This is a genomic window from Shewanella oncorhynchi, assembly GCF_012584455.1.
Taxonomy (GTDB): Bacteria; Pseudomonadota; Gammaproteobacteria; order Enterobacterales; family Shewanellaceae; genus Shewanella; species Shewanella oncorhynchi.
In genome coordinates this window covers 207,856-229,945 of sequence record NZ_JABAEB010000005.1, presented here as the reverse complement: position 1 = coordinate 229,945, position 22,090 = coordinate 207,856, and the positions used below count along the sequence as shown (strand labels likewise).

At 44.7% G+C, this 22,090-nt stretch carries 16 protein-coding genes; 8 read left to right on the top strand and 8 right to left on the bottom strand.

The window, feature by feature from the left end; genetic code table 11:
* Positions 1–125: 125 nt before the first annotated feature.
* Both xerD and brnQ read right to left on the bottom strand, forming a co-directional pair.
* Positions 126–1,028 carry a site-specific tyrosine recombinase XerD gene (xerD, locus tag HGO26_RS09770; RefSeq protein ID WP_105250086.1) on the bottom strand — a complete coding sequence of 301 codons (903 nt, stop codon included), beginning with the start codon at positions 1,026–1,028 and terminating at the stop codon, positions 126–128.
* Positions 1,029–1,148: 120 nt separating this feature from the next.
* Complete coding sequence (brnQ, locus tag HGO26_RS09765; protein ID WP_168824874.1) at positions 1,149–2,561, bottom strand: branched-chain amino acid transport system II carrier protein; 1,413 nt, start codon at positions 2,559–2,561, stop codon at positions 1,149–1,151.
* 528 nt (positions 2,562–3,089) lie between these two features.
* Between brnQ and HGO26_RS09760 the strand changes: the two genes are divergently transcribed.
* From HGO26_RS09760 to HGO26_RS09735, 6 genes are all read left to right on the top strand, one after another.
* Positions 3,090–3,806, top strand: coding sequence for a tRNA1(Val) (adenine(37)-N6)-methyltransferase (locus HGO26_RS09760; RefSeq protein ID WP_168824872.1), 717 nt, complete (start codon positions 3,090–3,092; stop codon positions 3,804–3,806).
* A 236-nt stretch (positions 3,807–4,042) separates the two neighbouring features.
* Entirely contained in the window at positions 4,043–5,302 is a 1,260-nt protein-coding gene (srmB, locus tag HGO26_RS09755; RefSeq protein ID WP_105250089.1) for an ATP-dependent RNA helicase SrmB, read from the top strand.
* Between the two features lie 362 nt (positions 5,303–5,664).
* Positions 5,665–6,876: an efflux RND transporter periplasmic adaptor subunit gene (locus tag HGO26_RS09750; RefSeq protein ID WP_113939815.1), complete on the top strand. Its 1,212-nt coding sequence runs from the start codon at positions 5,665–5,667 to the stop codon at positions 6,874–6,876.
* Positions 6,876–10,067, top strand: coding sequence for an efflux RND transporter permease subunit (locus tag HGO26_RS09745; protein ID WP_168824870.1), 3,192 nt, complete (start codon positions 6,876–6,878; stop codon positions 10,065–10,067). Before HGO26_RS09750 ends, HGO26_RS09745 begins: the two co-directional genes overlap by 1 nt.
* A gap of 228 nt (positions 10,068–10,295) precedes the next feature.
* Positions 10,296–11,003, top strand: a complete 708-nt coding sequence (locus HGO26_RS09740; protein ID WP_168824868.1) for a TatD family nuclease-associated radical SAM protein — start codon at positions 10,296–10,298, stop codon at positions 11,001–11,003.
* 190 nt (positions 11,004–11,193) lie between these two features.
* Positions 11,194–13,431 carry a PAS domain-containing protein gene (locus HGO26_RS09735; RefSeq protein WP_168824866.1) on the top strand — a complete coding sequence of 746 codons (2,238 nt, stop codon included), beginning with the start codon at positions 11,194–11,196 and terminating at the stop codon, positions 13,429–13,431.
* Here HGO26_RS09735 and HGO26_RS09730 read toward each other — a convergent pair.
* The 3 genes from HGO26_RS09730 to HGO26_RS09720 form a co-directional block, all read right to left on the bottom strand.
* Positions 13,412–14,815 (bottom strand): hypothetical protein, encoded by a 1,404-nt coding sequence (locus HGO26_RS09730; protein WP_028761621.1) that lies wholly within the window; start codon positions 14,813–14,815, stop codon positions 13,412–13,414. The two genes, HGO26_RS09735 and HGO26_RS09730, sit on opposite strands and share 20 nt — an antisense overlap.
* 95 nt (positions 14,816–14,910) lie before the next feature.
* Positions 14,911–15,465 (bottom strand): hypothetical protein, encoded by a 555-nt coding sequence (locus HGO26_RS09725; protein WP_168824864.1) that lies wholly within the window; start codon positions 15,463–15,465, stop codon positions 14,911–14,913.
* The gene (locus HGO26_RS09720) at positions 15,458–16,207 is read right to left on the bottom strand and encodes a winged helix-turn-helix domain-containing protein (RefSeq protein ID WP_105250092.1); all 750 of its coding nucleotides are present in this window, start codon (positions 16,205–16,207) and stop codon (positions 15,458–15,460) included. Before HGO26_RS09720 ends, HGO26_RS09725 begins: the two co-directional genes overlap by 8 nt.
* 428 nt (positions 16,208–16,635) lie before the next feature.
* Here HGO26_RS09720 and HGO26_RS09715 point away from each other — a divergent pair, with 428 nt between their 5' ends.
* Together HGO26_RS09715 and HGO26_RS09710 are read left to right on the top strand one after the other, a co-directional pair.
* A complete protein-coding gene (locus HGO26_RS09715) occupies positions 16,636–17,457 on the top strand; it encodes a cytochrome c3 family protein (protein WP_168824862.1) in 822 nt (273 codons plus the stop codon).
* A 10-nt stretch (positions 17,458–17,467) separates the two neighbouring features.
* Positions 17,468–17,986, top strand: coding sequence for a hypothetical protein (locus HGO26_RS09710; RefSeq protein ID WP_168824860.1), 519 nt, complete (start codon positions 17,468–17,470; stop codon positions 17,984–17,986).
* 193 nt (positions 17,987–18,179) lie between these two features.
* Here the strand turns inward: HGO26_RS09710 and nhaD are convergent, their stop codons facing one another.
* The 3 genes from nhaD to fba all read right to left on the bottom strand — a co-directional run bounded on the left by nhaD (position 18,180) and on the right by fba (position 21,891).
* Positions 18,180–19,649: a sodium:proton antiporter NhaD gene (gene nhaD / locus HGO26_RS09705; protein WP_028761625.1), complete on the bottom strand. Its 1,470-nt coding sequence runs from the start codon at positions 19,647–19,649 to the stop codon at positions 18,180–18,182.
* Between the two features lie 231 nt (positions 19,650–19,880).
* On the bottom strand, positions 19,881–20,618 hold the full coding sequence (locus tag HGO26_RS09700; protein ID WP_028761626.1) for a DUF481 domain-containing protein: 738 nt from the start codon (positions 20,616–20,618) through the stop codon (positions 19,881–19,883).
* Positions 20,619–20,823: 205 nt separating this feature from the next.
* Positions 20,824–21,891: a class II fructose-bisphosphate aldolase gene (fba, locus tag HGO26_RS09695; RefSeq protein WP_028761627.1), complete on the bottom strand. Its 1,068-nt coding sequence runs from the start codon at positions 21,889–21,891 to the stop codon at positions 20,824–20,826.
* Between the last annotated feature and the right edge of the window lie 199 nt (positions 21,892–22,090).

Here is a 22,090-nt window from a genome sequence, read left to right as displayed (position 1 = left end):
TTGTGTCGCTACAACGAGATATTGGGGCCGTTCTAACTCGAGATATTCAATAGACCCTGTATAGGGGCAAAAAGTTACAGACAAGCCGCGCGGAAAGCAAATTTATGCTGTAACTAAATCCTTTTTTAGCCTCTAGGATGATGCTGTTGATGCAATTCCTGCAATCTTGCCCGTGCTACATGGGTATAAATCTGTGTCGTCGATAAGTCGCTGTGACCTAATAACAGTTGGACAACCCGCAGATCGGCACCGTGATTGAGCAAATGAGTGGCAAAAGCATGGCGTAAAGTGTGCGGTGATAATGCAGTTTCAATCCCCGCACGCAGAGCATAAAGTTTAATCCGATGCCAAAAAGTTTGCCGCGTCATCATCTGCCCGCGTTTCGACGGAAATACCACATCAGATTGTTTATTACCGAGCAACTCTTGGCGAGCAAATTTCATGTAGCCCTCCACTTCGGTAATAGCCAATTCCCCCAGCGGCACAAGACGCTCTTTGCCACCCTTGCCCACAATACGTACTAAGCCTTGGCGCAAACTCATTTGCTCCATGGTCAAGCCGACAAGTTCACTCACCCTGAGGCCAGTTGCATACAAAAGCTCTAGCATTGCCTTGTCACGGCATTCGACGGCATCATCCACATTGGGCTCAGACAGTAAACGGTCAACCTGCGACTCACTCAGAGAATCCGGCAAATGACGCGTTAACTTAGGCGACTCGACTAAGGCCATAGGATCGGCTGAAATCTGTTTGGTCTGCACCAAATAAGTATAGAAACGCCGTAAGCTGCTGAGCAACCGAGCGCTACTGGTACGCGCAAAATTCTGCTCAACTCTAAAGGCCAGATATGCCCTAACATCGGCCTGAGAAACCGCGAGTAACGTCACGCCTTGCTGACCTTGATAACGATCAAAATGGCGTAAATCGGTACGATAGGCCGATAGCGTGTTATCACTCAGTCCCTTGCTTGACCAAAGATCATCAAGAAAAGCATCGATAAGTGGATCTGGCATATAGGTTTTAGGCACAAATACTCCATAAAAAAACGGCGTAATCAAATGATACGCCGTTGATATTAATTTAAATATGTCTAAGCCTGCATAAGCTTAACTGAGTTAAGCATAAAGACGAGAACTCAAATGCAAAGCCTAGGCTGCAGCCGTTTGACCACGGCCACGACCGAATACTAAACACAGTGCAATCGTCGCAATGGTCGGCAATAACCAAGCCATACCTTCTTCATAGAGTGGCAGCTTAGATAACACTGGAGACATAACATTCACTATATGGATAAAAACCTGTGCTAAGCCATTCATGGCTTGACCATCAGCGTCAGTCAAACTTTTCGCTGCCACTTTAAGACCATCGAAGATGCCGAAAAACAGTGCCACGCTCAGTACTGCACGATGTGCAAACTGTGGATTCGCAAAATAAGCGGTCAGGAAAGTCACAACCACAAGAGCAATAGCCACAGGATAAATCGTCATTAATACGGGAATACTAATAGCAATCAACTGACTTAGGCCCACGTTCGCAATCACAGCGCATATCAAGCTTAAAAAGATCACGAGGAAACGGTAAGACAGTTTAGGCATCAGCTCATTAAAGAACTCAGAACACGCACTCACCAGCCCAACCGCAGTGGTTAAACAAGCTAAAGTCACGACTGATGACAACAAGACTGAGCCTAGTTCCCCAAACTCGCGGGTCACGTAATTTGTTAATATTTCGCCACCATTTTTAGTGCCGATAGCGATATCGCCAGCGGTTGCACCTAAAAAGAACAAGGACACATACACAAAAGTTAAACCAGCGGCGGCAATAAAGGCTGCACGGATTAGATACTTAGTTTGATCACTGGGTTGGTCAATGCCCTTTTTACGCAGGATATCAATAATCAACATACCAAACATCAAGGATGCTAACGTATCCATAGTGTTATAGCCTTCCAAAATACCTTTGGTCAGCGGATGCTGTTGGTAATCCCCCACAGCTTGGCCCACTTCGGATGCAGGTAAAAACAGCACGGAGACGGCTAATCCGACCAACAAAATCAATAAAATAGGCGTTAATACTTTACCTACGCTATCGAGCAACTTACCAGGGAAAAGCGCCAGCAACATAGTGACAGCGAAGAAACCTAATGTGTATAGCAGTTGCGTCAGGTTTAATTCTAAACTGCCCAGCAAAAACGTTGCCGTGGTGTCATCGATAAATGGCTTAGCGCCAATCTCGTAAGCCACTAATCCCGTACGCGGCGCAGCAAAAGCGGGGCCGATAATAATGTAAATCGCGACAGCCAATGTCGTTGCTGCAAATACTGGCAGCATAGCCATAACCTTACCTTGAGCCTTAGCGACAGCAATCAGTCCAACTAAAGGTAAACCTACGGCGGTAATCAAAAAACCCAACATGGCGAGGGGCATATTTTCGCCCGCTAACATACCCGCGAATGGTGGAAAAATTAGGTTTCCCGCACCTAAAAAGAACGCAAAGGTCATAAAACCTAAGCCTAATGTATCTCCGATACTCATCTGATTGTCTTGCACTGGAAGCCCCATCTTGTCTTATTGTTTTTTTACAAACTTAAGTGATTATGTGTCGATTAGCCATAGCTAAAACAAAGCCCATCCGGAGTGCAAATCTATGTTTACACAATTCCGTGGTAAATATGTTCGATATCTGCCGAGTTTATAAACGATGGCGAACGTTTATGTAGCCAGGCTGACTACTAATTCACCAGCAAACTCGTTTACCTATCCGTTAATCTTAAAAGTGATTAAAAATGGGGGCGAAACTAATACCAGACTTAAAGCATCAATACAAGACAACAAGTCCGTTCAGGCAAAAAAAGCGAAATAATGCTAATTAACTGCTAATAAAAGGTTTCTAAGGCAATAAATTAAAGCGTTAATTAAGTGAAATCAGTATTACCACGTAAAATAGTAAATGATTTGGCGACACAAATTCATACAGCTAGGACAGATGCGACTGTTTAAAAACATTAGCTAAAAACGAGGGCTAGAATTAGAATATTGCGCGCCCAATATTGGGCCTAAATCACTTTAGAACGGCAAAATTAACTCCCCATGGCATTCACTTTTAAACAATTTCATATCGATGACATGAATTGCGGCATGGCCGTAGGCACAGACAGCGTCGTCCTTGGGGCATGGGCACAACTGACCACCGCGAAATCAATCTTAGATATAGGCGCAGGCAGCGGCTTACTCAGTTTAATGGCAGCTCAGCGCAGTCAAGCACATATCACCAGTGTCGAATTAGACACCAATGCCGCCCATGCTTGCCAACATAACTTCCACAATAGTCCTTGGGCTAATCGACTGACCTTAGTTAATTGCAGCATCCAAGACTTTTGCCAACAAACTGAGTATCAAGGGTATTTTGAACACATAATTTGTAATCCCCCCTATTTTGAGCAAGGCACGCAAGCGATACAATCCCAGCGCGCTATGGCCCGTCACACAGATAGCTTAAGCTTTACCGCACTACTCGATGCCATTCATGTGTGCCTAGCACCGCAAGGAAAGGCAAGTCTCATATTACCAATGCAGAGTATGGCGCGTTTCGACGAAATATTAACGCACTCTCAGCTCGATTTGATTGAAATAACCAACCTTATCAGCATTGTAGGGAAAAGCGCTAATCGAGTACTCTGCGTACTCGCCCACAAGACTCATCCACAAATGGCTCCAAAGCTCAGTGATATCACTATTCGTGAACGTTCAGGCCAATACACACAAACCATGGTGCAATTGGTTCGAGATTTTTACCTTAAATACTGATATCGAGTCCAATCCTGACACATTAAGTAAAGCTCGCTAAGTTTGGCAAATTTAACGAAAGGTCCAATTTCCCACAAATTAAATGCTAATACATTGACCTAAAAGTAATTAACTTATGCCAATTACCATAAAGCTTTACTGACACAGAAGATAAACACAGGAGATCTAGATAAGTTATTTAAGTTAACCGCCATAACCTTTATAATGCTTCGCTATTATCCGTCGAGACGCTGCGCATGCAATTTGAAGATTTCCAGCTTGACCCTAGCTTATTAGAGTCGCTTAATGCCATGGGGCATCATTCACCCACTACGATTCAGCAAGAAACGATTCCTTACGCCCTAGAGCAAAGAGATATTCTTGCGCGCGCCCCGACAGGAACAGGTAAAACAGCGAGCTTTTTACTGCCATCGCTACAACATTTGATCGATTTTCCCCGTCGTTTTGCTGGACAAGCAAGGGTGCTAATCCTCACGCCAACCCGTGAGTTAGCCAGCCAAATCCACCGTTATGCGAGTCACCTAGCCACGGGCCAAGGTTTAGATATTGCTATCGTTACTGGTGGCGTTCCTTATGGACCACAGGAAGAAGCCTTAGCAGGCAACGTCGATATTCTGGTCGCGACCCCAGGCCGCCTGATGGAATATTTAGACAAAGGCAATTTCAACGCCCAAGAAGTCGATATCTTAATTATCGACGAAGCCGATCGCATGTTAGACATGGGCTTCTCTTCTGTGGTGCAAGCCATTGCTATTGAGGCCCAAGGCCGCAAACAGAACATGCTGTTCTCTGCCACCTTAGAAGGCGGCGGTGTACAACGTTTTGCCCGTGAAGTGTTAAACGACCCGATTGAAATCGATGTTGAAGCCCCACGCAGTGAAAAAGCCAAGATCCACCAATGGATCCACTTAGCCGATGATAAAGAGCATAAATTTGCGCTGTTGTGTCATCTGCTACGCCAAGAAGATGTCAAACGGACTATCGTATTTGTGAAAACCCGCGACATCGTTTCTAGCCTAGAAGGCCAGTTACTGAAAGTCGGTATTCCCTGCGCCTTTATGCGTGGCGATATGGAACAGAAGAAACGCTTCCAAGCCTTGAGTCGCTTTACTAAAGGTGAAGTCAATGTCCTGTTGGCGACCGATGTGGCTGCACGCGGTATCGATATCGACGATATCACTCATGTGATCAACTTCGATATGCCACGTTCTGCCGACACTTATATCCACCGCATTGGCCGTACTGGCCGCGCTGGCGCAAAAGGTACAGCAATTTCGCTTGCCGAAGCCCACGACATGCGTATCGTCGGTAAAATCGAGCGTTATATCGAGCAACCGTTGAAACGCCGCGTGATCGAAGAGCTGCGTCCAAAGAATAAAGAAGCGCGCACACCGGGTAAGAAAAAAGCCAAAGTGAAAGCGAAAGAAGCTGCGAAGAAAACGAGCAAGAAAGAAGCGGCAAAGAAAGCGAGTAAAATCGCCCGTAAGAAAAAGTAACACCCGCTTAAACTTACCAAACTAAAGCCGCTATATGCGGCTTTTTTATTACCAAAATATAACTTACGTGGGTGATTTTACTAAAAATATCCTGCTATGTTTAATTATATAGAATGAAATGCGGCGGGTTTAGAGCAGTTAACCCCAATGCGTATTCATTCTTATTTCAATATATTCCAATCACCTAACTGAACCTTTCATCACCTTTCTGCTCTAATTTTCGCCCAAATATCGATGCATGATGCGCATATCTGTCGCGGCATCACTTTTAGAAACATTTAATTTACAAAAATAAATTTATTGGCGTGGCCGACTCTGCTACTTTAACCCCATTACGCGATTAGCATGGATTTAACCATTATATGATGAAGACCCTACTGAGGAGACTGTCTCCTTTTCTTATTCTGCTGCTGTTTGTCTTTGGCGCAGCCTTATTAATGCAAACGAAGGAGGCGCCAGAACAAAAACCTGAAGAGATGCCCATTCCTATCGTTGATGTCACGCAAGTGACTCAGCAAACAGTATCGCTAAACTTACCTTCCTACGGCGTGGTTACCCCAAAGTATAAAACCCAACTCGTAACCGAAGTTCAAGGCAGAATGCTCACTATCTCCCCTCATTTTGTTGCAGGTGGCATAGTCAAGAAAGGCGACCAATTAGCGCAAATCGAACCCTCAGATTACGAGGCTGACTTAATGCAAGCCGAAGCGACGCTGGCCCAAGCCACCGCCGCACTGAACGAAGAAATAGCCCGTGGTGAAGTCGCTAAAATCGAATTCAAAGGCTACGACAAGGGCTTGCCCCCTGAGTTAGGTCTACGTATCCCGCAACTCAAAAAAGAACAAGCTAACGTAAAATATGCGCAGGCAGCACTGGCGCGCGCCCAACGTAACCTTGAGCGCACGGTTATTCGCGCGCCCTTTGATGGCATAATCAAAGTTAGAAATGTCGATTTAGGGCAATACGTTAGCTTAGGCACTAATCTAGGTGAGCTCTACGATACTCGCGTTGCCGAAATCCGCTTACCCATTTCTAATGATGATTTAGCCTATCTAGAGTCTGTCGATAATCCCGATACCCAAGTCACGCTTAGCGCCTCTTTGGCGGGCAAAGAAAATACTTGGGAAGGCAATATTATCCGCAGTGAAGGTGTTATCGATGCCGAAAATCGCATGGTGTATTTAGTCGCAGAAATCAAAGATCCCTATCTGCGCGCGAATAAAGTGCCAGGTAGCTTACCACTTAAATACGGCAGCTTCGTCAATGCAGTCATCAAGGGCCGCACTGTCGATGGCATAGTCAAATTGCCCCGCCATGTGGTTCGTAACGACCAAGTCGCCCTAGTCAACGACAAAAATATCATTGAAATGCGCCAAGTAAATGTGGTTCGTAGTGATTTAGAAAATGTGTTCATCAAAGACAGTCTAAAAACGGGTGAACGCGTCGCTACGACCCACTTCAACAGTATGGCAAATGGGCAAATGGTCAAAATCTTAGGTGAAGCGGCATTGCCTACTGAGACACCAAAAGAAAATACTCCTGAATCGAGTCTTGCGGCCGCTGGAGTTAAATAATGGACACTCAAAAAGGGATCTTAGCTTGGTTCGCCCGCAACAGTGTAGCCGCGAACTTATTAATGTGTGTTCTGCTCATCGGCGGCCTGTTCAGCAGTATTTTGATTAATAAAGAGGTTTTTCCTTCTTTCGAACTCAATTTATTAAATATTTCCGTCGCCTATCCAGGTGCGGCGCCACAGGAAATCGAAGAAGGCATCAACATCAAGATTGAAGAAGCCATCCAAGATATCAACGGCATCAAGAAAGTGACTTCTGTGGCTAGCGAAGGCGTTGGATCGATTACCGTTGAAGTTGAAGACGGTTACGAAGTGCAGACCATTCTCGATGAAGCCAAACTGCGGTTAGATGCAATTTCAACCTTCCCAGTGAACATCGAAAAACCGAATATCTCTCAAATCAAACCTGAGAATAACGTCATTTGGGTTTCTGTTTATGGCGATATGACACTCCACGATATGAAAGAATTGGCTAAATCGGTTCGTGACGATTTAACCCAACTCCCCGCTGTAACCCGTGCGAAAGTGACTGGGGTGCGCGATTATGAAATCGGTATTGAAGTTTCTGAGAATAAGTTACGAGAGTACGGCTTGACCTTCTCACAGGTCGCATTAGCAGTGCAAAACTCCTCCTTAGACTTACCAGGTGGCTCTATTCGTGCTCAAGATGGCGATATTCTATTGCGCACCAAAGGCCAAGCCTACACGGGCGATGACTTTGCCAATATAGTCGTCACAACTCGCGCCGACGGTAGCCGCGTGATGCTGCCACAAGTGGCGACCATCAAAGATGATTTTGAAGAACGTTTGGAATATACCCGCTTTAACGGCAAACCCGCTGCGATTATTGAAGTTACCAGCATTGATGATCAAAACGCCTTAGACATTGCAGACCAAGTCAAACAGTACGTAGAGCAGCGCCGCGCCACACTGCCAGCTAACGCTCAACTCGATACTTGGGGTGATATGACCCACTATCTCCAGGGCCGCTTAGACATGATGATGTCAAACATGTTTTACGGTGCCTTGTTGGTGTTTATCATCTTAGCCATGTTCCTCGATCTGAAGTTAGCATTTTGGGTCATGATGGGGATACCCGTGTGTTTCCTCGGCACTATGTTGGTCATGCCGCTCGAACCTTTCTCCATGACGATCAACATGTTGACCCTATTCGCCTTTATCTTAGTGCTCGGAATAGTGGTGGATGATGCCATTGTCATCGGTGAGAGTGCCTACACAGAGGTCGAACGCCACGGTCACTCGGTTGAGAACGTGATCCGCGGCGCGCAAAAAGTGGCGATGCCCGCGACCTTCGGGGTCTTAACCACAATTGCGGCATTTATTCCCATGTTAATGGTTTCTGGCCCTATGGGGATTATCTGGAAATCCATCGGTATGGTGGTCATCCTCTGTTTAGCCTTCTCACTGGTAGAGTCTAAGTTCATTCTGCCAGCGCATTTAGCGCACATGAAGTTTAAAAAACCTGGCGCACCAAAGGGATTCTTTGGCCACCTAAAAGCCAATTTTAACGACAGAGTGCAATACTTTATTCACCACAGTTATCGCAACTTCCTCGAGCGCTGTATCAAACACAGATACAACGTGGTCGCGGCCTTTATCGGTGTATTAATTTTGTCGATTGCCTTAGTCGCCAGTGGCAAAGTACGCTGGGTATTTTTCCCTGACATTCCCTCAGACTTTATTCAAGTTGAACTTGAGATGGATGAAGGCAGCTCCGAAGGTAACACCTTAAAAGTGGTACAGAGCATAGAAGAAGCCCTGTACAAGATGAACGAAAAAATGGAGAAAGATAACGGTTATCAAGTGGTGAAGCACAGCTTTATCAATATGAGCTCCCGTACCTCGGCCTTCATTTTTGCCGAACTGACGAAAGGTGAAGACCGGGAAGTCGATGGCGTGACGATTGCTGCCGCGTGGCGTGAACAATTGCCCGAGCTTTTGTCGGTTAAAAAACTCAGCTTTAACGCGAGCACCAACGATGCCGGTGGCGATATTTCCTTCAGATTGACCTCGAGTGACCTCGATGAGCTGTCCGCAGCCTCTAAAGAGTTGAAGCAAAAACTCGCCAGCTACGAAGGCGTGTACGATATTGCCGACAACTTTTCATCGGGCAGCCATGAAATTCGCCTGAAGATACGTCCAGAGGCAGAAGCCCTAGGCCTCACGCTTTCCGATTTAGCCCGCCAAGTGCGTTACGGTTTCTATGGTTATGAAGCCCAACGTATTTTACGTAATAAAGAAGAAATCAAGGTAATGGTGCGCTACCCATTAGAGCAACGTCGTACTGTGGGTTATCTTGAAAATATGCTGATCCGCACGCCAACGGGCACCTCGGTTCCCTTCTCGACCGTGGCACAAATTGAAAAAGGTGAATCCTACGCCTCAATTACCCGTGTTGACGGCAAGCGAGCGATTACCATCACGGCAAATGCTAACAAAAACATCGTTGAACCTTCAAAAGTAGTGCAAGAAATCCAAAAAGATTACCTGCCACAATTGCAGGCCAAGTACCCTAAAATCCAAACTGCACTGGACGGTGGCAGTTTGGATGAACAGAATGCCATGGTCGGTTTGATGCAAGGCTTCTTCTTTGCGCTGTTCACCATTTATGCTTTGATGGCCGTGCCACTTAAATCCTACAGTCAGCCGTTAATCATCATGTCTGTGATCCCCTTTGGGATTATCGGCGCTCTGTTTGGTCACTTGATTCAGGGACTCGCGATGAGCGTGTTAAGTCTCTGCGGCATAGTGGCATTAGCAGGTGTGGTGGTGAACGACTCCTTGATTTTGGTGGACTTTGTGAACCGTGCGCGGGAGCAAGGGCAATCAGTCAGGCAGGCGGCGGTCGATTCAGGCTGTTATCGTTTTAGGGCGATCATCCTGACGTCACTCACCACCTTCGTCGGCTTAGTGCCTATTATTCTCGAGCGTAGTTTGCAGGCGCAAATAGTGATCCCTATGGCGACGTCCCTCGCCTTCGGTATCCTGTTCTCGACCGTTGTGACGCTAATTTTAGTGCCCTTGCTGTACATCATACTCGACGACGTTAAGCGCACTAGCAGCCGCTTCTTCCATTGGTGGTGGCAGCCTAAAAAAGACCATGAAGTGGACTTTACACCTGAGCATTTAGAGCCGCCGGTCCCCATTGACTATAAAAAAGACTATCTATAGGAAGTTAACTAGAAGCAGTTAATCAATGTCTTGAAACTTAAAAAGAGAGCTTAGGCTCTCTTTTTAATCCTCAGTGCGAGTCAATAACCTCTCAATCATCTATGTCATTTTGAATCTGCCGCGAGTGGCTTGAGCTTTCAAGTTGCGATCTAGTTGACAGTTATCGCATCAGGCTTTCGCTACAATGTGTTTAAGTCGTCAGCTATCGTTAGAATGAAACCCATCATTATGTCTGAGCATCTGCACAAGCAAAATATTGATAAAACACAAGTTGTCACCACAGAAACCCTAGCGAACGGTCACATAACAGATGAAGTTTGCACAAATGAAACCTGTGCGACTGAAACGCTTGTCTATGATATTCGTCGCAGTCGCTACCTTAATATTACGGGTCGCTGCACCCTGCGCTGCGCGTTTTGTCCAAAACATAATGGCAGTAAACAGATCCACGAATATCAACTGGCACTGTGTCACCAACCTAAGCCAGAAGAAATTATTCCACTGCTTGGCGATGTTAAAGACTTCGAAGAATATGTGTTTTGTGGCTATGGTGAACCGACCTTAAATCTTCCAACCTTGCTGGCAGTGGCGAAAGAAATTAAACAAAGAGGCGGACGAGTACGTATTAATACCGATGGTTTAGGTAATTTAGTCCATAGGCGCAATATTTTGCCGGAACTAGCCAACTGCGTTGATAGTTTATCCATTTCCCTCAATGCGGATAATGAAGCCGCCTATATGGAACATTGTCGCCCCAAACTCGCCGGTTCTTATGCCGCCGTACATGCTTTCATCGCATTAGCGCCACACTATATTGAAACGGTACAAGTTTCGGCCATCGAAGGATTAGCGGGTGTTGATATCGACATCTGTCGTGAACAAGTTGAGTCCTACGGCTGTGAATTCAAGCATCGCATATTAGGCGCCTTAGGCTAAACGGCATTCTAATACAGCCAAAATCGACTGAAATACCCAAGCAGATAACACCGTCGATTACGTGAGTGGTACATGTGTGAATCGTCTTAACTTTTACTCAAGGAATCTTGCTGAGTAACTTGGCACTGTCGTAACAATTCTTTCGTGTTAACATAGCGAAATTAACAGTTCACCCACTCATAATCGGTTCATGCTGAAGAATAACCCAAGCACGTATCCCGCTGCGCCACTGCTCTCTTTAACTCAAGGGATCTATTGGTCGCATCAACGCTTACTCGCTATTGCAAGCCAGCTTTCTATGCTGGTGATTGGCATGATTATTTTAACTCACTTAATCATTACGTTAGGTGAACGACGCCTGCAAGAAGAGTGGGCAACGCAAAGATACAGTGAACTGCAAACCATAGGCTCATTGATCGCAGATAAAGTGTCTTTTCAGCAATTTCGAACCCAAATTTTCGCCAATGGGGAACTGCTAAAACAATACTTAAGCAATCCTACCGCCAAGCAACAACTTAAATTGCAGGAAAACTGGCAAGATCTAGTAAAACATATTCCTGAGTTACTCGGCATTGCACTGTACGATCCCCAAGGTAACTATAAATTCTCAACGCCCCCTAATTTCAATAAAGATGCCTTACCACCGACCTTACTTGGAGCGAGTCGGAGCATGGGTGGCAAGGAGGTCTATACCTCGCCACTGGAATTTGTTCCGATAGACGGCATGCTTGAACCTTATATGTATCAAATGGCGTGGCTCGAGAAGCCCGATCAGAGTTCTATCGGTTATCTGGTGACGTACAACTCTATGGTAAAAATGCTGGAGGCCATAAAACCAGCCTTTTCAAGCAATAAGTCCCCTATGTTAGTGCTTGATACTCAAGGATTACTCTATGCTGGCGCGAGCGATCTCGCCCCTCTAAGCAATATGCCAGAGACCTTAGGAGCAAGTTTAAGACAGAGCTATCCGGCCCTGTGGCGCGATATGTCCATGAGCAACTTTGGACAATTCCACGGTGAAGAAGCCACTTATGTTTACCTTAAAATCGAACTCACTGCCCAACCTGAGACTCACAGAGAATATTTTTTACTCTCCTATGTGCGCAACTCAGACATAGCTGCTCGTTTCTCACAATGGCAAAACATTGTCATTGTGGCATCGTTAATATTAACGGTTTTAGCCGCTTGGGTTGTACTACTCAGCCACATGTATCGCTTACAACAGCGTTCACGCCAATACAGTATTGATGTTGCTAATGGCTTATTTAATAGTGACATCGGCTTTATGATGGTAAACGAAAATGCCAGAGTCATCAGCGCCAATACTAAAGCGGCACAAGCGACCTTAGTACCATTAGATGAACTGACAGACCGAAGCCTACAGCGTACCTTATGCCTCGATGATAAAACCTACACGGAGTTAATGGAGCAGGTACATAAAACCGGTCAATGGTCTGGTGAAATCAGTCTAGAGAGTATCGATGGCCCCACGCTGCGGGTTCATATCCGCCAAGCACCAAGGGCGAGCCGAGGCTCACCACATCTATTAATTACCCTTGAGGACATCAGTGAGTTAATCAGCAGCAAACAAAATGCTTTTCTCAGTGAGCTTTTATGCGATAACACAGTCGCGACAGCCCTCACAGATGCTAACGGTAAACTGATTAAAATCAATCCTGTATTCGATGCGTTAATGCAACTCAATGGCGATTTAAATCAAGATTTAGCGTCATTACTCGCGAATGATTTAGGCAATCAATGGCAGAGGATCAGCGCCCAAATTGCCATGCAAGGTCAGTGGCAAGGGCAAATTCTATGCTCACCTAAACAGGCGCATTCCAATTGTTTGCAAGCCACCTTGAAGGGCCATGTGGCCGCCGATGGTGAGATTGATTATATCGTCTGCACTTTAGAGCAAGCCGCCGAGCGTGGTCGAGGCACTGAGAAGCGTAACCTTGTACCCCATCGCAGTACTATTCTGCAGAATTTGGCAGATTTAGAACGTTACTTTAACTCTCTGCCGCCACCAAGCCGTCTCAGTTCAAGCTTACTGTTAATGGATATCAATCCAGAGGGCATGCTAAGCCACATGAGTGATATCGACCAACTGGCAAATCGTCAGCAAGAAATAGAAGTGCAATTATTGCTTGAAATTCCAGCTAATTATCAAATTCTGCATTGGCAGCTAGGGAAACTCATTGTGATGTTACCTGACACAGACGCCACCCATGCGCACAACTTTACCCTCAATATGATGGAAAAGCTCAATGGTAATGGCTTAGGGGAAGGTATTAGTATTGGTATTGCGGGTTATCAAGAAGGCCAGACATTAGAGCAATATTTGAATAATGCCGAAGTCGCCCTAAAACGGGCGAAGCAAAATAACGATCAAAATATCGGTCAAGCCTTTACTCGTCATCAATCGTAGATTCGGGTGCATTAACTGAGTCAGGCAACTGACTCTGGGTAATTTCTATGATTGCCGAGCGGTTCATGGTGATTTTATAGCGGATATACTGCGGGGCTTCGCGCCCATCACGCAACACTAAAATCAGGTTGACTTGATAGCGCCGCTCAACCGATTCATAACTAATTTTGCCTTCAACTTCCTTATAAATCTTCGCTTTACCCCGTTCTAAATAACGGGCAAAAGGCACTAAGCTAAAGCTCACTTGCTCTTGAATAGTCGAATATCCCGCTTGGAATTCACTCTGATTCACCTTAGTGGCGATTTTATAGTGCAGAATTTCCGCATCGACCTTATTTTGGCTATGTCTGTGCTTTAGAATGTCACTGACTTTTTCGGGTAGATCTTGCTGACGCATAAACTCAAGCCATACCAACTGCTTAGCGATAACCGCCTGACTCGTAGTATCCCGTAAAATGCGGCTCCAACGTGGTCGACCCCGCTGAATAAATCGCCACATGGCATTGCGCACATCGTCCTTAAAGATTTCCCTGAAACCATAGATCACAGCCAAAGTCAGCACTAGTGCAATAGTAAAACCACTAAAGGCGCCCTGCGCTTGAATTATCAACGCAGACACCACCAACATCACTAACGCGGTCGCCAGTCCTGTCGTAAACTTTTTAAGGCCAATCCCTAAAGGCTTTAACTCTTCTTTGAGTACCACCCCTTGTTGAATTAAACGGCGCAATAACAACATCTTATTAGAGATACGGTTAGGATCTTGCTTAGTTTGCGCTGAGTTGTACTTATGCTCATCACGATAGGCACATTCATTACGGCAGAGCGTGAGTACCCGCTCTAAAATATCGTTGAAATCACTGGTACGAGTGGCATAAGCGAGCACTTTGAGTAACTGCTGCTCACAAAACCAAGACAAGTAGTTATCAGCATTTTCAAAGTAAGATTTCCATTTGGGATCACCTGGTTCGTTACGACGAAACTTTTTCAGCAACTGGGCAATTTGTTCGCGTAATTCGTCGAGGGCAAAATAAAAATGGGTTACATCTGTGATTTGATTGAGTTCTTTAACATCGTTTTCAACCGCAACCGCAAACTGATAGGCGAAGAGATTTAGGTACAACCTGAACTCTTCAACAGTACGGCGATTTAAACTGGCAAAACGCCCCTGCACCAGAGGTAAGTGCAAGCCTTCTGAATAGTATGAGCGACGTCCAACTATTGAGCTGTAGTAGTACTCTTCTTCATTGAGCGTGCGCGAGCCTATGCCCATTTCCTTAGGTAAAAAGAAATAGAGATCAAGCTGACGATTATCGCCCTTTTCCATCTGATGGCTGAACTTAATCGACAGGGATTCTTCTTGCTTTACACGTATCTTAGACACAACACCCTTTTCATGAATCCCTCACTGGAGACTCACCACAGTAATCACAAATCAATGAGCACTAATCTTAACTGAAATAAACTCAAATTCACTGATTAAATTCGACTATTTACGATTCTGCATCCACAAATGGTATTGCTAGGCTGAAAAAGGACCACGGCATAATCTTTGGTGTCATCCATATCTAACACCTCGATACTGAGATTGTGCATTTCTGAGTCATTAAAATGTAAGCTGCTGATATAGGATAGATATTTCATATGTTCTGGCCAATTTTTTTGCTTTTCAATTTCAGATTCCGTTTTCGTTTTAACGGTAACTTTATAGGTCATGCTATTGGCCTCAATACTGTCGACTTTGCCTTGCATTAAAATATTGCCCGCACTCGTACCGTCAATATTAAAGTAACGATAATTGATCTGCGTATTGTCAGCGGCAATCAAAACATCCACGAGTAGGTAAAATTTACCGTCACTGCTAACACTCGAGCTGCTGCTAGGATTGGCACTAGAATGGCGGTCGAATAATTCAGAGCTGCAATTTAAAATCATCGTCTGATTGGTAGCCGACTGTTTGTATATCACACCGCAGGCCATAATCAATGCCGACAAGATAACAATATTAATCGTCCACTTTAGCCATTTAGCCACAGATGTTAACCTCCTGCAGCCAAGCAGCATCGATGAAGGTTTTCGGTCGAGTGAAATCACTGATTTTAATATTACGGATCACTGACTGACCGAGTTTTTCGCCTCGAAAAGTAATATTAAGCACTTGTTTATCATGGGACAAAGAAGCATAGACATCAGCCCAATCACTTTGACCGCAGGCGATTAATCCTGCACTTAAGCGCTCACCTAATTCGAAGAGTAAAGTGTTATTAGTATTGGAATCAGCAAATAAGTGTAATCGTACTTGCTGGCCAGAAGCCAAAGGTAATATTGAGGTCATAAGTGCTTGGGTTGGCTTACTGTGATCCGTATGATTCAAATAAAACACCGAAAACGCTAACATAAACCCGAATAACACTAAGGCACTCCACAAAGGCACTGTGTGCAATCTGAGGTAATTAACACCTCTAAACTCAGTCCCATTAGATGGTTGGAGTAAATAACCTTGGCCTTTCACGGTTTCAATCAAGCCCTCATATTGAGGTCCAAGAAAGCTGCGAAGCATAAAAACAGCACGGGCCACAGAGGTATCAGTTAGCGGCGGATGTTTTCCATCCCCCGTCTTCAGCATGTGCTTAGAAACCAACTTACCTTGATGCTCAACAAGCAAATTAAGCACTTGTAACTCGGCTCGAGGAAGATGCCAAGATTCATCGCGAGACAACTCAATCAGTATGCCTCGTTCCCGATCAAACCTGCAGTCTCCCAATTGCATCAACATCCACTCAACTCCATAAAAACACAAAGTAAGTCTATGCAAACTAACTAATGATTAATGTGATCTTGCTAACCCAAGTCAGCAAATAGTTAATTTTCGTGAGACGACCCCCAAGTTCAGCGCTATTAGGCAAAAACATGCGTTAACTCACAGGAATAAATGCCATTTAGCACATGGTAAATTCGGCATAAATTTACATAAACATAACAAATATCGGGACGATGAGCACTTTGCAATCTGTTTAGTTAATTAAAATGCAGAATTTAAGTCGGTTAATTCTATTGTAGTGACGCTATTTACCGCTCATGTAAAAGGCAAATATCCTCCGGCGTAAATCACAATATTTATCTCAAGCATGCTTAGAATTTACGCCATCAATTTATCTTTAGCATTTGATAAATAGAAGTAATCCTACATAGAGGAAATACATAATGAGCATAAATAGACGTCAAGCATTAACCCGTATTATTGGTATTAGCACCGCTGCGGCAGGTGCAACACTCATGGGAACATCGGTTCTCGCGGCAACGAATGCCGATGGTCAATATCAATTAGCGATAGGAGAGAAACTTAAATACGTTCCACTTGATGCAATGGCAACAGCAAAACTGGCCTATGAAACGGGTGGTGGTTGTATGCACCAAGTTTTTCATGCCGTTGTGACTATGCTAGCCCAATCTAATAGCGCCGATGCAGACAAGTTCAAAACAATCCCAACGGCATTAGCCGCCTATGGTTTTGCAGGGGTAACGGGCCAAGGCACACTCTGCGGTAATCTTAATGCGATAGGCATGTTAGTGAATATTTTAGATGACATTAATGGTCACAATAACGCCGTGATAGCCAATACCTTCCGCTACTACGAAAATACAACGCTCCCTTTATCTTCACCTGAATTTGTTACTGGTATTGGCTCGACAGCAGAAAAAACGGCTCTTGTGGGCAGTTCATCAAAAGCCAAGAGCGTGTTATGCCACTCATCTATCAGTAACTGGTCAAAGGCTTCTGGCTTACCATTCGCGAAAAAAGGTGAACGCTGTTACCGCTTATCCGCGTCTATGGCTTATTACTTAGTCGATGTATTAAATCGTGCCTATCAAGGGGAGAATATCGGCGCCCTTGTTGGTAGTAAACCAACACCAGATGCACAAGATTGCCAAACTTGTCACGGTAGCACTAGCACACTAGGCTCAGCGGCAAGTGTAAAAACAGACATGGAATGCACCACTTGCCATACAGGGCATTTCAATTAAGGAGACTGTGATGAAATACCCATTACTCACATTGACCCTCGCGACATTAATGCTCGTAGGATGTGGCAGTGACAGCAATAACACTGAGCCTGAAACTCCGCAGCCACCTCCCGTCGAAAATGCAGTAAACATTGATGAAGCAACGCAAATAAATCTCAAGCTTGAGCAATTTGACTCGAGTACAGGGACAATTCAATTTTCACTGACGGATGCGCAACAAGAAGCGATCACTGCGGCGAAAGCCTATGATATTTACTATTTTGGGTTCCCAGACAAAGCCAAGGAATCCTCGAATCCGAAGGCATGGAAACACTGGCATGTTACCCAAAATTATCGTTGCCAAAGTCTTGGGGAATGCAGTGGTAAATTAACCGAAGTCACAAGCGGTCAATATCAATTTGAGATAGCAGGCTTAGATTGGGCTCAGCAGGATCCAAGTGGTTCAGTGGCACAAATTAAAGTCGCGATTCAGATCTACGGTGCAAAAGCCAATAACGAGCTGGATTTAATCCAAGTTCTACCGCAATAATCCTTCCCATGACATATCCAAACAAATAGAGGCATCCATCGGATGCCTCTATTTTATTCATTGATATCTAGACGTTATGCAATTGAATTTTGTTAGATCGATGTTGTTCGCTAAATAATTCGCGATATTATCCGCTACAAAACGACTCGCAAACGTCAATACAGCCCAAATGATGAATGCTCAGTACTTTTATTTAGAACATCGCGGCATTGAGCCACATATGTACTAAAATGCTCGCGATATAACCCAGCGCAATGACAGGTGTCCAACGCAAATGGGCACCAAAGGTGTAAATCCCCCTAGCTTGTCCCATCAAGGCAACCCCTGCAGCACTGCCAATTGACAATAAACTGCCCCCAACTCCTGCGGTTAACGTTACCAGTAACCATTGGCCTAAGGCCATCTCAGGGTTCATCGTCAACACAGCAAACATCACCGGAATATTATCAACAACAGAAGACAACAGACCGATAGCCACGTTGGCATAAGTCGTATCCCAATTGGAATACAAAGCCTCAGATACTAAGCTCAAGTACCCCATAAAGCCAAGGCCACCCACACATAGCACTACACCATAAAAGAACAACAGGGTATCCCATTCAGCTCGGGAGATCCTGCTAAACACATCGAAGGGCACCACACTACCAAGCTGCTGAAGACGCTGCTCGTCCTGACGCAATTCAGCCTTTGCACGTTCGCGGGCAACGGAACGATTGAAGGTTTTACGCAGATAAAAACCAAAGAATTGTAAGAAACCTAATCCCGTCATCATACCCAATACAGGCGGCATACCTAAGAAGGAATGAGCACACACTGCCGTAGCGATTGTGAGTAAAAACAACGCAACAATTCGCTTAGCACCCGGCTTAGTATAAACATGCTCTTTTTCTGGCTCTGGCACGAAATGTGGGATAAACACACTCATAATGGCAGCGGGTAATGCAAAGTTCACTAAAGCAGGAATAAACAGATGGAAGAAATCGCTAAAGTGCACTAATCCTTTTTGCCACACCATTAAGGTCGTGATATCACCAAACGGGCTAAACGCGCCACCCGCATTAGCCGCAACAACAATGTTGATACAGGCTAGGGTGATAAACTTGCGTTGCCCTGCCCCCACCTTCATCACCACGGCACACATCAATAGCGCAGTCGTTAAATTATCTGCCACGGGTGAGATAAAGAACGCCATAAACCCTGTCAACCAAAATACGGTTCTTAGACTAAACCCACGGCCGACAAGCCAACCACGAATGGCATCAAACAAATTTCGCTCTTCCATAGCATTGATATAAGTCATCGCCACGAGTAAGAAGAGTAGAAGCTCAGCATATTCAAGCAAGTTATGTTTGAATGCAGTTTCCGACACTTCAGACATACCATTTTGTACATACACAAAACCTATCATGCCCCAGATAATCCCTGCCGCGACCAGCACAGGTTTCGACTTGCGTAAATGTAACGACTCCTCAGCCATCACCATTATGTATGCAAGTACAAACACAAAGACGGCAACATAACCCACACTCGAGGCGGTTAAATTAAGCCGTTCTATCCCTTCTGTCATAGCCCATGCTGCAGGTGAGAATCCGCTCAATATTGCAACGCAGAATAGACTCCATAACGCCATTCCACTGCCTTTAAACAACCGCTGTAATTTCATTAAAGTTCATCTCTACGTAGGAAATTAGTCGAAAATTACCATAGCTTCGGCATAGTAAATGTTGATAAAACGCAACTTTCTATGCATTACCCTATAACCAAAGGCATTTAAAACATTAATTTTTGTATAACTACAGCGATAACTAATAAAGAAACATTTAACTTAGTCTAAAAAGAGCCAATAAAAAAGCACCTCAAAGGTGCTTTTTAGTTTCTAATCAGCGTCACAGCATTAGAAGGAATATAACAAGGTCATATTGGTTTCTGTATCTGTACTTTTCTTATTATCCAACGGCTCGCTGTTGTAACGCACAATAATGGCAAACTTCATTGCTAATGCGCCGATAATATTCGCCGTTAACGAAGTTTCAGAACGGGCATCGAGCTTATCACCGTAATCGGCAACGAAACGTTGTTGGAATTTAGAGGTGTCAGTGATTTCGGTTTCAAAGTTGATCACACCGTGAGCAACGACGCTGTCATTGGTGTCATGGCCTTCGATAAGTGCTTGCTCTGTATCAAGACGCTGATAGATATAACCTGGACCGACTTCGACATCTAAAAAGGTCTTACTAGTATCATAGAATCTATAACCATAACCCGCTGCGCCAGATAGCGTGTAATCATAACCTGTGAACGGATCAACTTCATAATTACCATTAGCAAACAAGTAGCTACGATCTGTCATCTTGTAGTTACCTTGTGCGCCCGCTAAATAGCGTTTCGCGGTAACAGAACCTGTATCCTCTTTATATAAACCTTCGAGTAAGTACTGATTCTCCCAATCGCCAAGCTCATGCTTAAGATTTAAACGTCCTTTGAATGATGAGGTTTCAGTGTTACCTGTGGTTAAGGTTGCACCAAGCTCAGCTTCACCTGCGAATGTCTCATCGCCTTTTACAAAATCGGCCCCAGCTGTCGCCATAAAAGGTGCAGTCATTAATAGTGCTGCGGTCAGTACTTTCTTCATGTTTATCCGTTCCTGTTCCGTTAAATCCAATCCCTATAAATATCTGTTCGTCCCAGCGATGCTGAATAAGCACATATTAATAAGGGTTAGTATTTTCCCCTGAAAATCTGCGCGATATTAACATTTACGATTAAAAAATGAAAATTGCAGCTATTTTAAGTATAAAAAAACCCGCTTTAGCGGGTTTTTATCTCAGCGATAACGCTTACATATTGATCTTAGGATCTAACGCGCCAGACTGATACGCTTTATACATTGCTTGTAAAGACAATGGCTTAATCTTAGATGCTTGACCTGCACAGCCGAAAGCTTCATAGCGAACCGTACAGATATCGGCCATGGCTTCCATTGATGCTTTCAGGAATTTACGTGGATCAAATTCACTTGGGTGTTCAGCTAAGAATTTACGAACGGCACCCGTTGATGCTAAACGTAAGTCGGTATCAATGTTGACTTTACGTACACCGTGTTTGATACCTTCTACAATTTCTTCTAATGGTACACCGTAGGTTTCTGGGATCTGACCACCATATTGGTTGATGATCTTTAGCCACTCTTGTGGCACAGAAGATGAACCGTGCATCACTAAGTGAGTATTAGGAATACGCGCATGAATTTCTTTGATGCGGTCGATACGCAGTACATCGCCCGTCGGTTTACGACTGAACTTATATGCACCATGGCTAGTACCGATAGCAATCGCGAGTGCATCAACATGGGTATCGGCAACGAAACGCGCCGCTTCTTCAGGGCTAGTCAGCATTTGATCGTGACTTAAAATACCAGATGCACCAACACCATCTTCTTCGCCAGCTTGGCCAGTTTCTAAGCTGCCTAAACAGCCGATTTCACCTTCAACTGACACACCACACGCATGGGCAAATGCCACTGTACGACGGGTAACATCAACATTGTACTCGTACGATGCAGGCGTTTTGCCGTCAGCCATCAAAGAACCGTCCATCATGACTGATGACATGCCTAATTGAATAGAACGCTGACAAATATCAGGATCGGTACCGTGGTCTTGGTGAATACACACAGGAATATCTGGGTACTGCTCAAGAGCCGCTGCCATCAAATATTTTAAGAACTGTGGGCGAGCGTATTTACGCGCGCCAGCAGAAGCTTGCACTATCACAGGGCTGTCTGTTGCTTCAGCGGCCTGCATGATGGCACGCATCTGCTCTAAGTTGTTAACGTTAAACGCAGGCACACCGTATCCATGTTCTGCTGCGTGATCAAGTAGTTGTCGTAGGGAAATTAACGCCATTTTTTAACTCCAATAATAGGGTGATATCTATCACCGAGGTCGCTATCGTTTGGATGGATTTTTATACCCGCATTCAACTCTGTACCTTAAATAAACAACTTAAATTAAGTACCTTAGATGAATACGGGCGGTTTTTTATAATTTTTTACTTTTATCAAAGCTTTGATGTTATCAGAGCTTATCGCGGCGTCTTATGCGC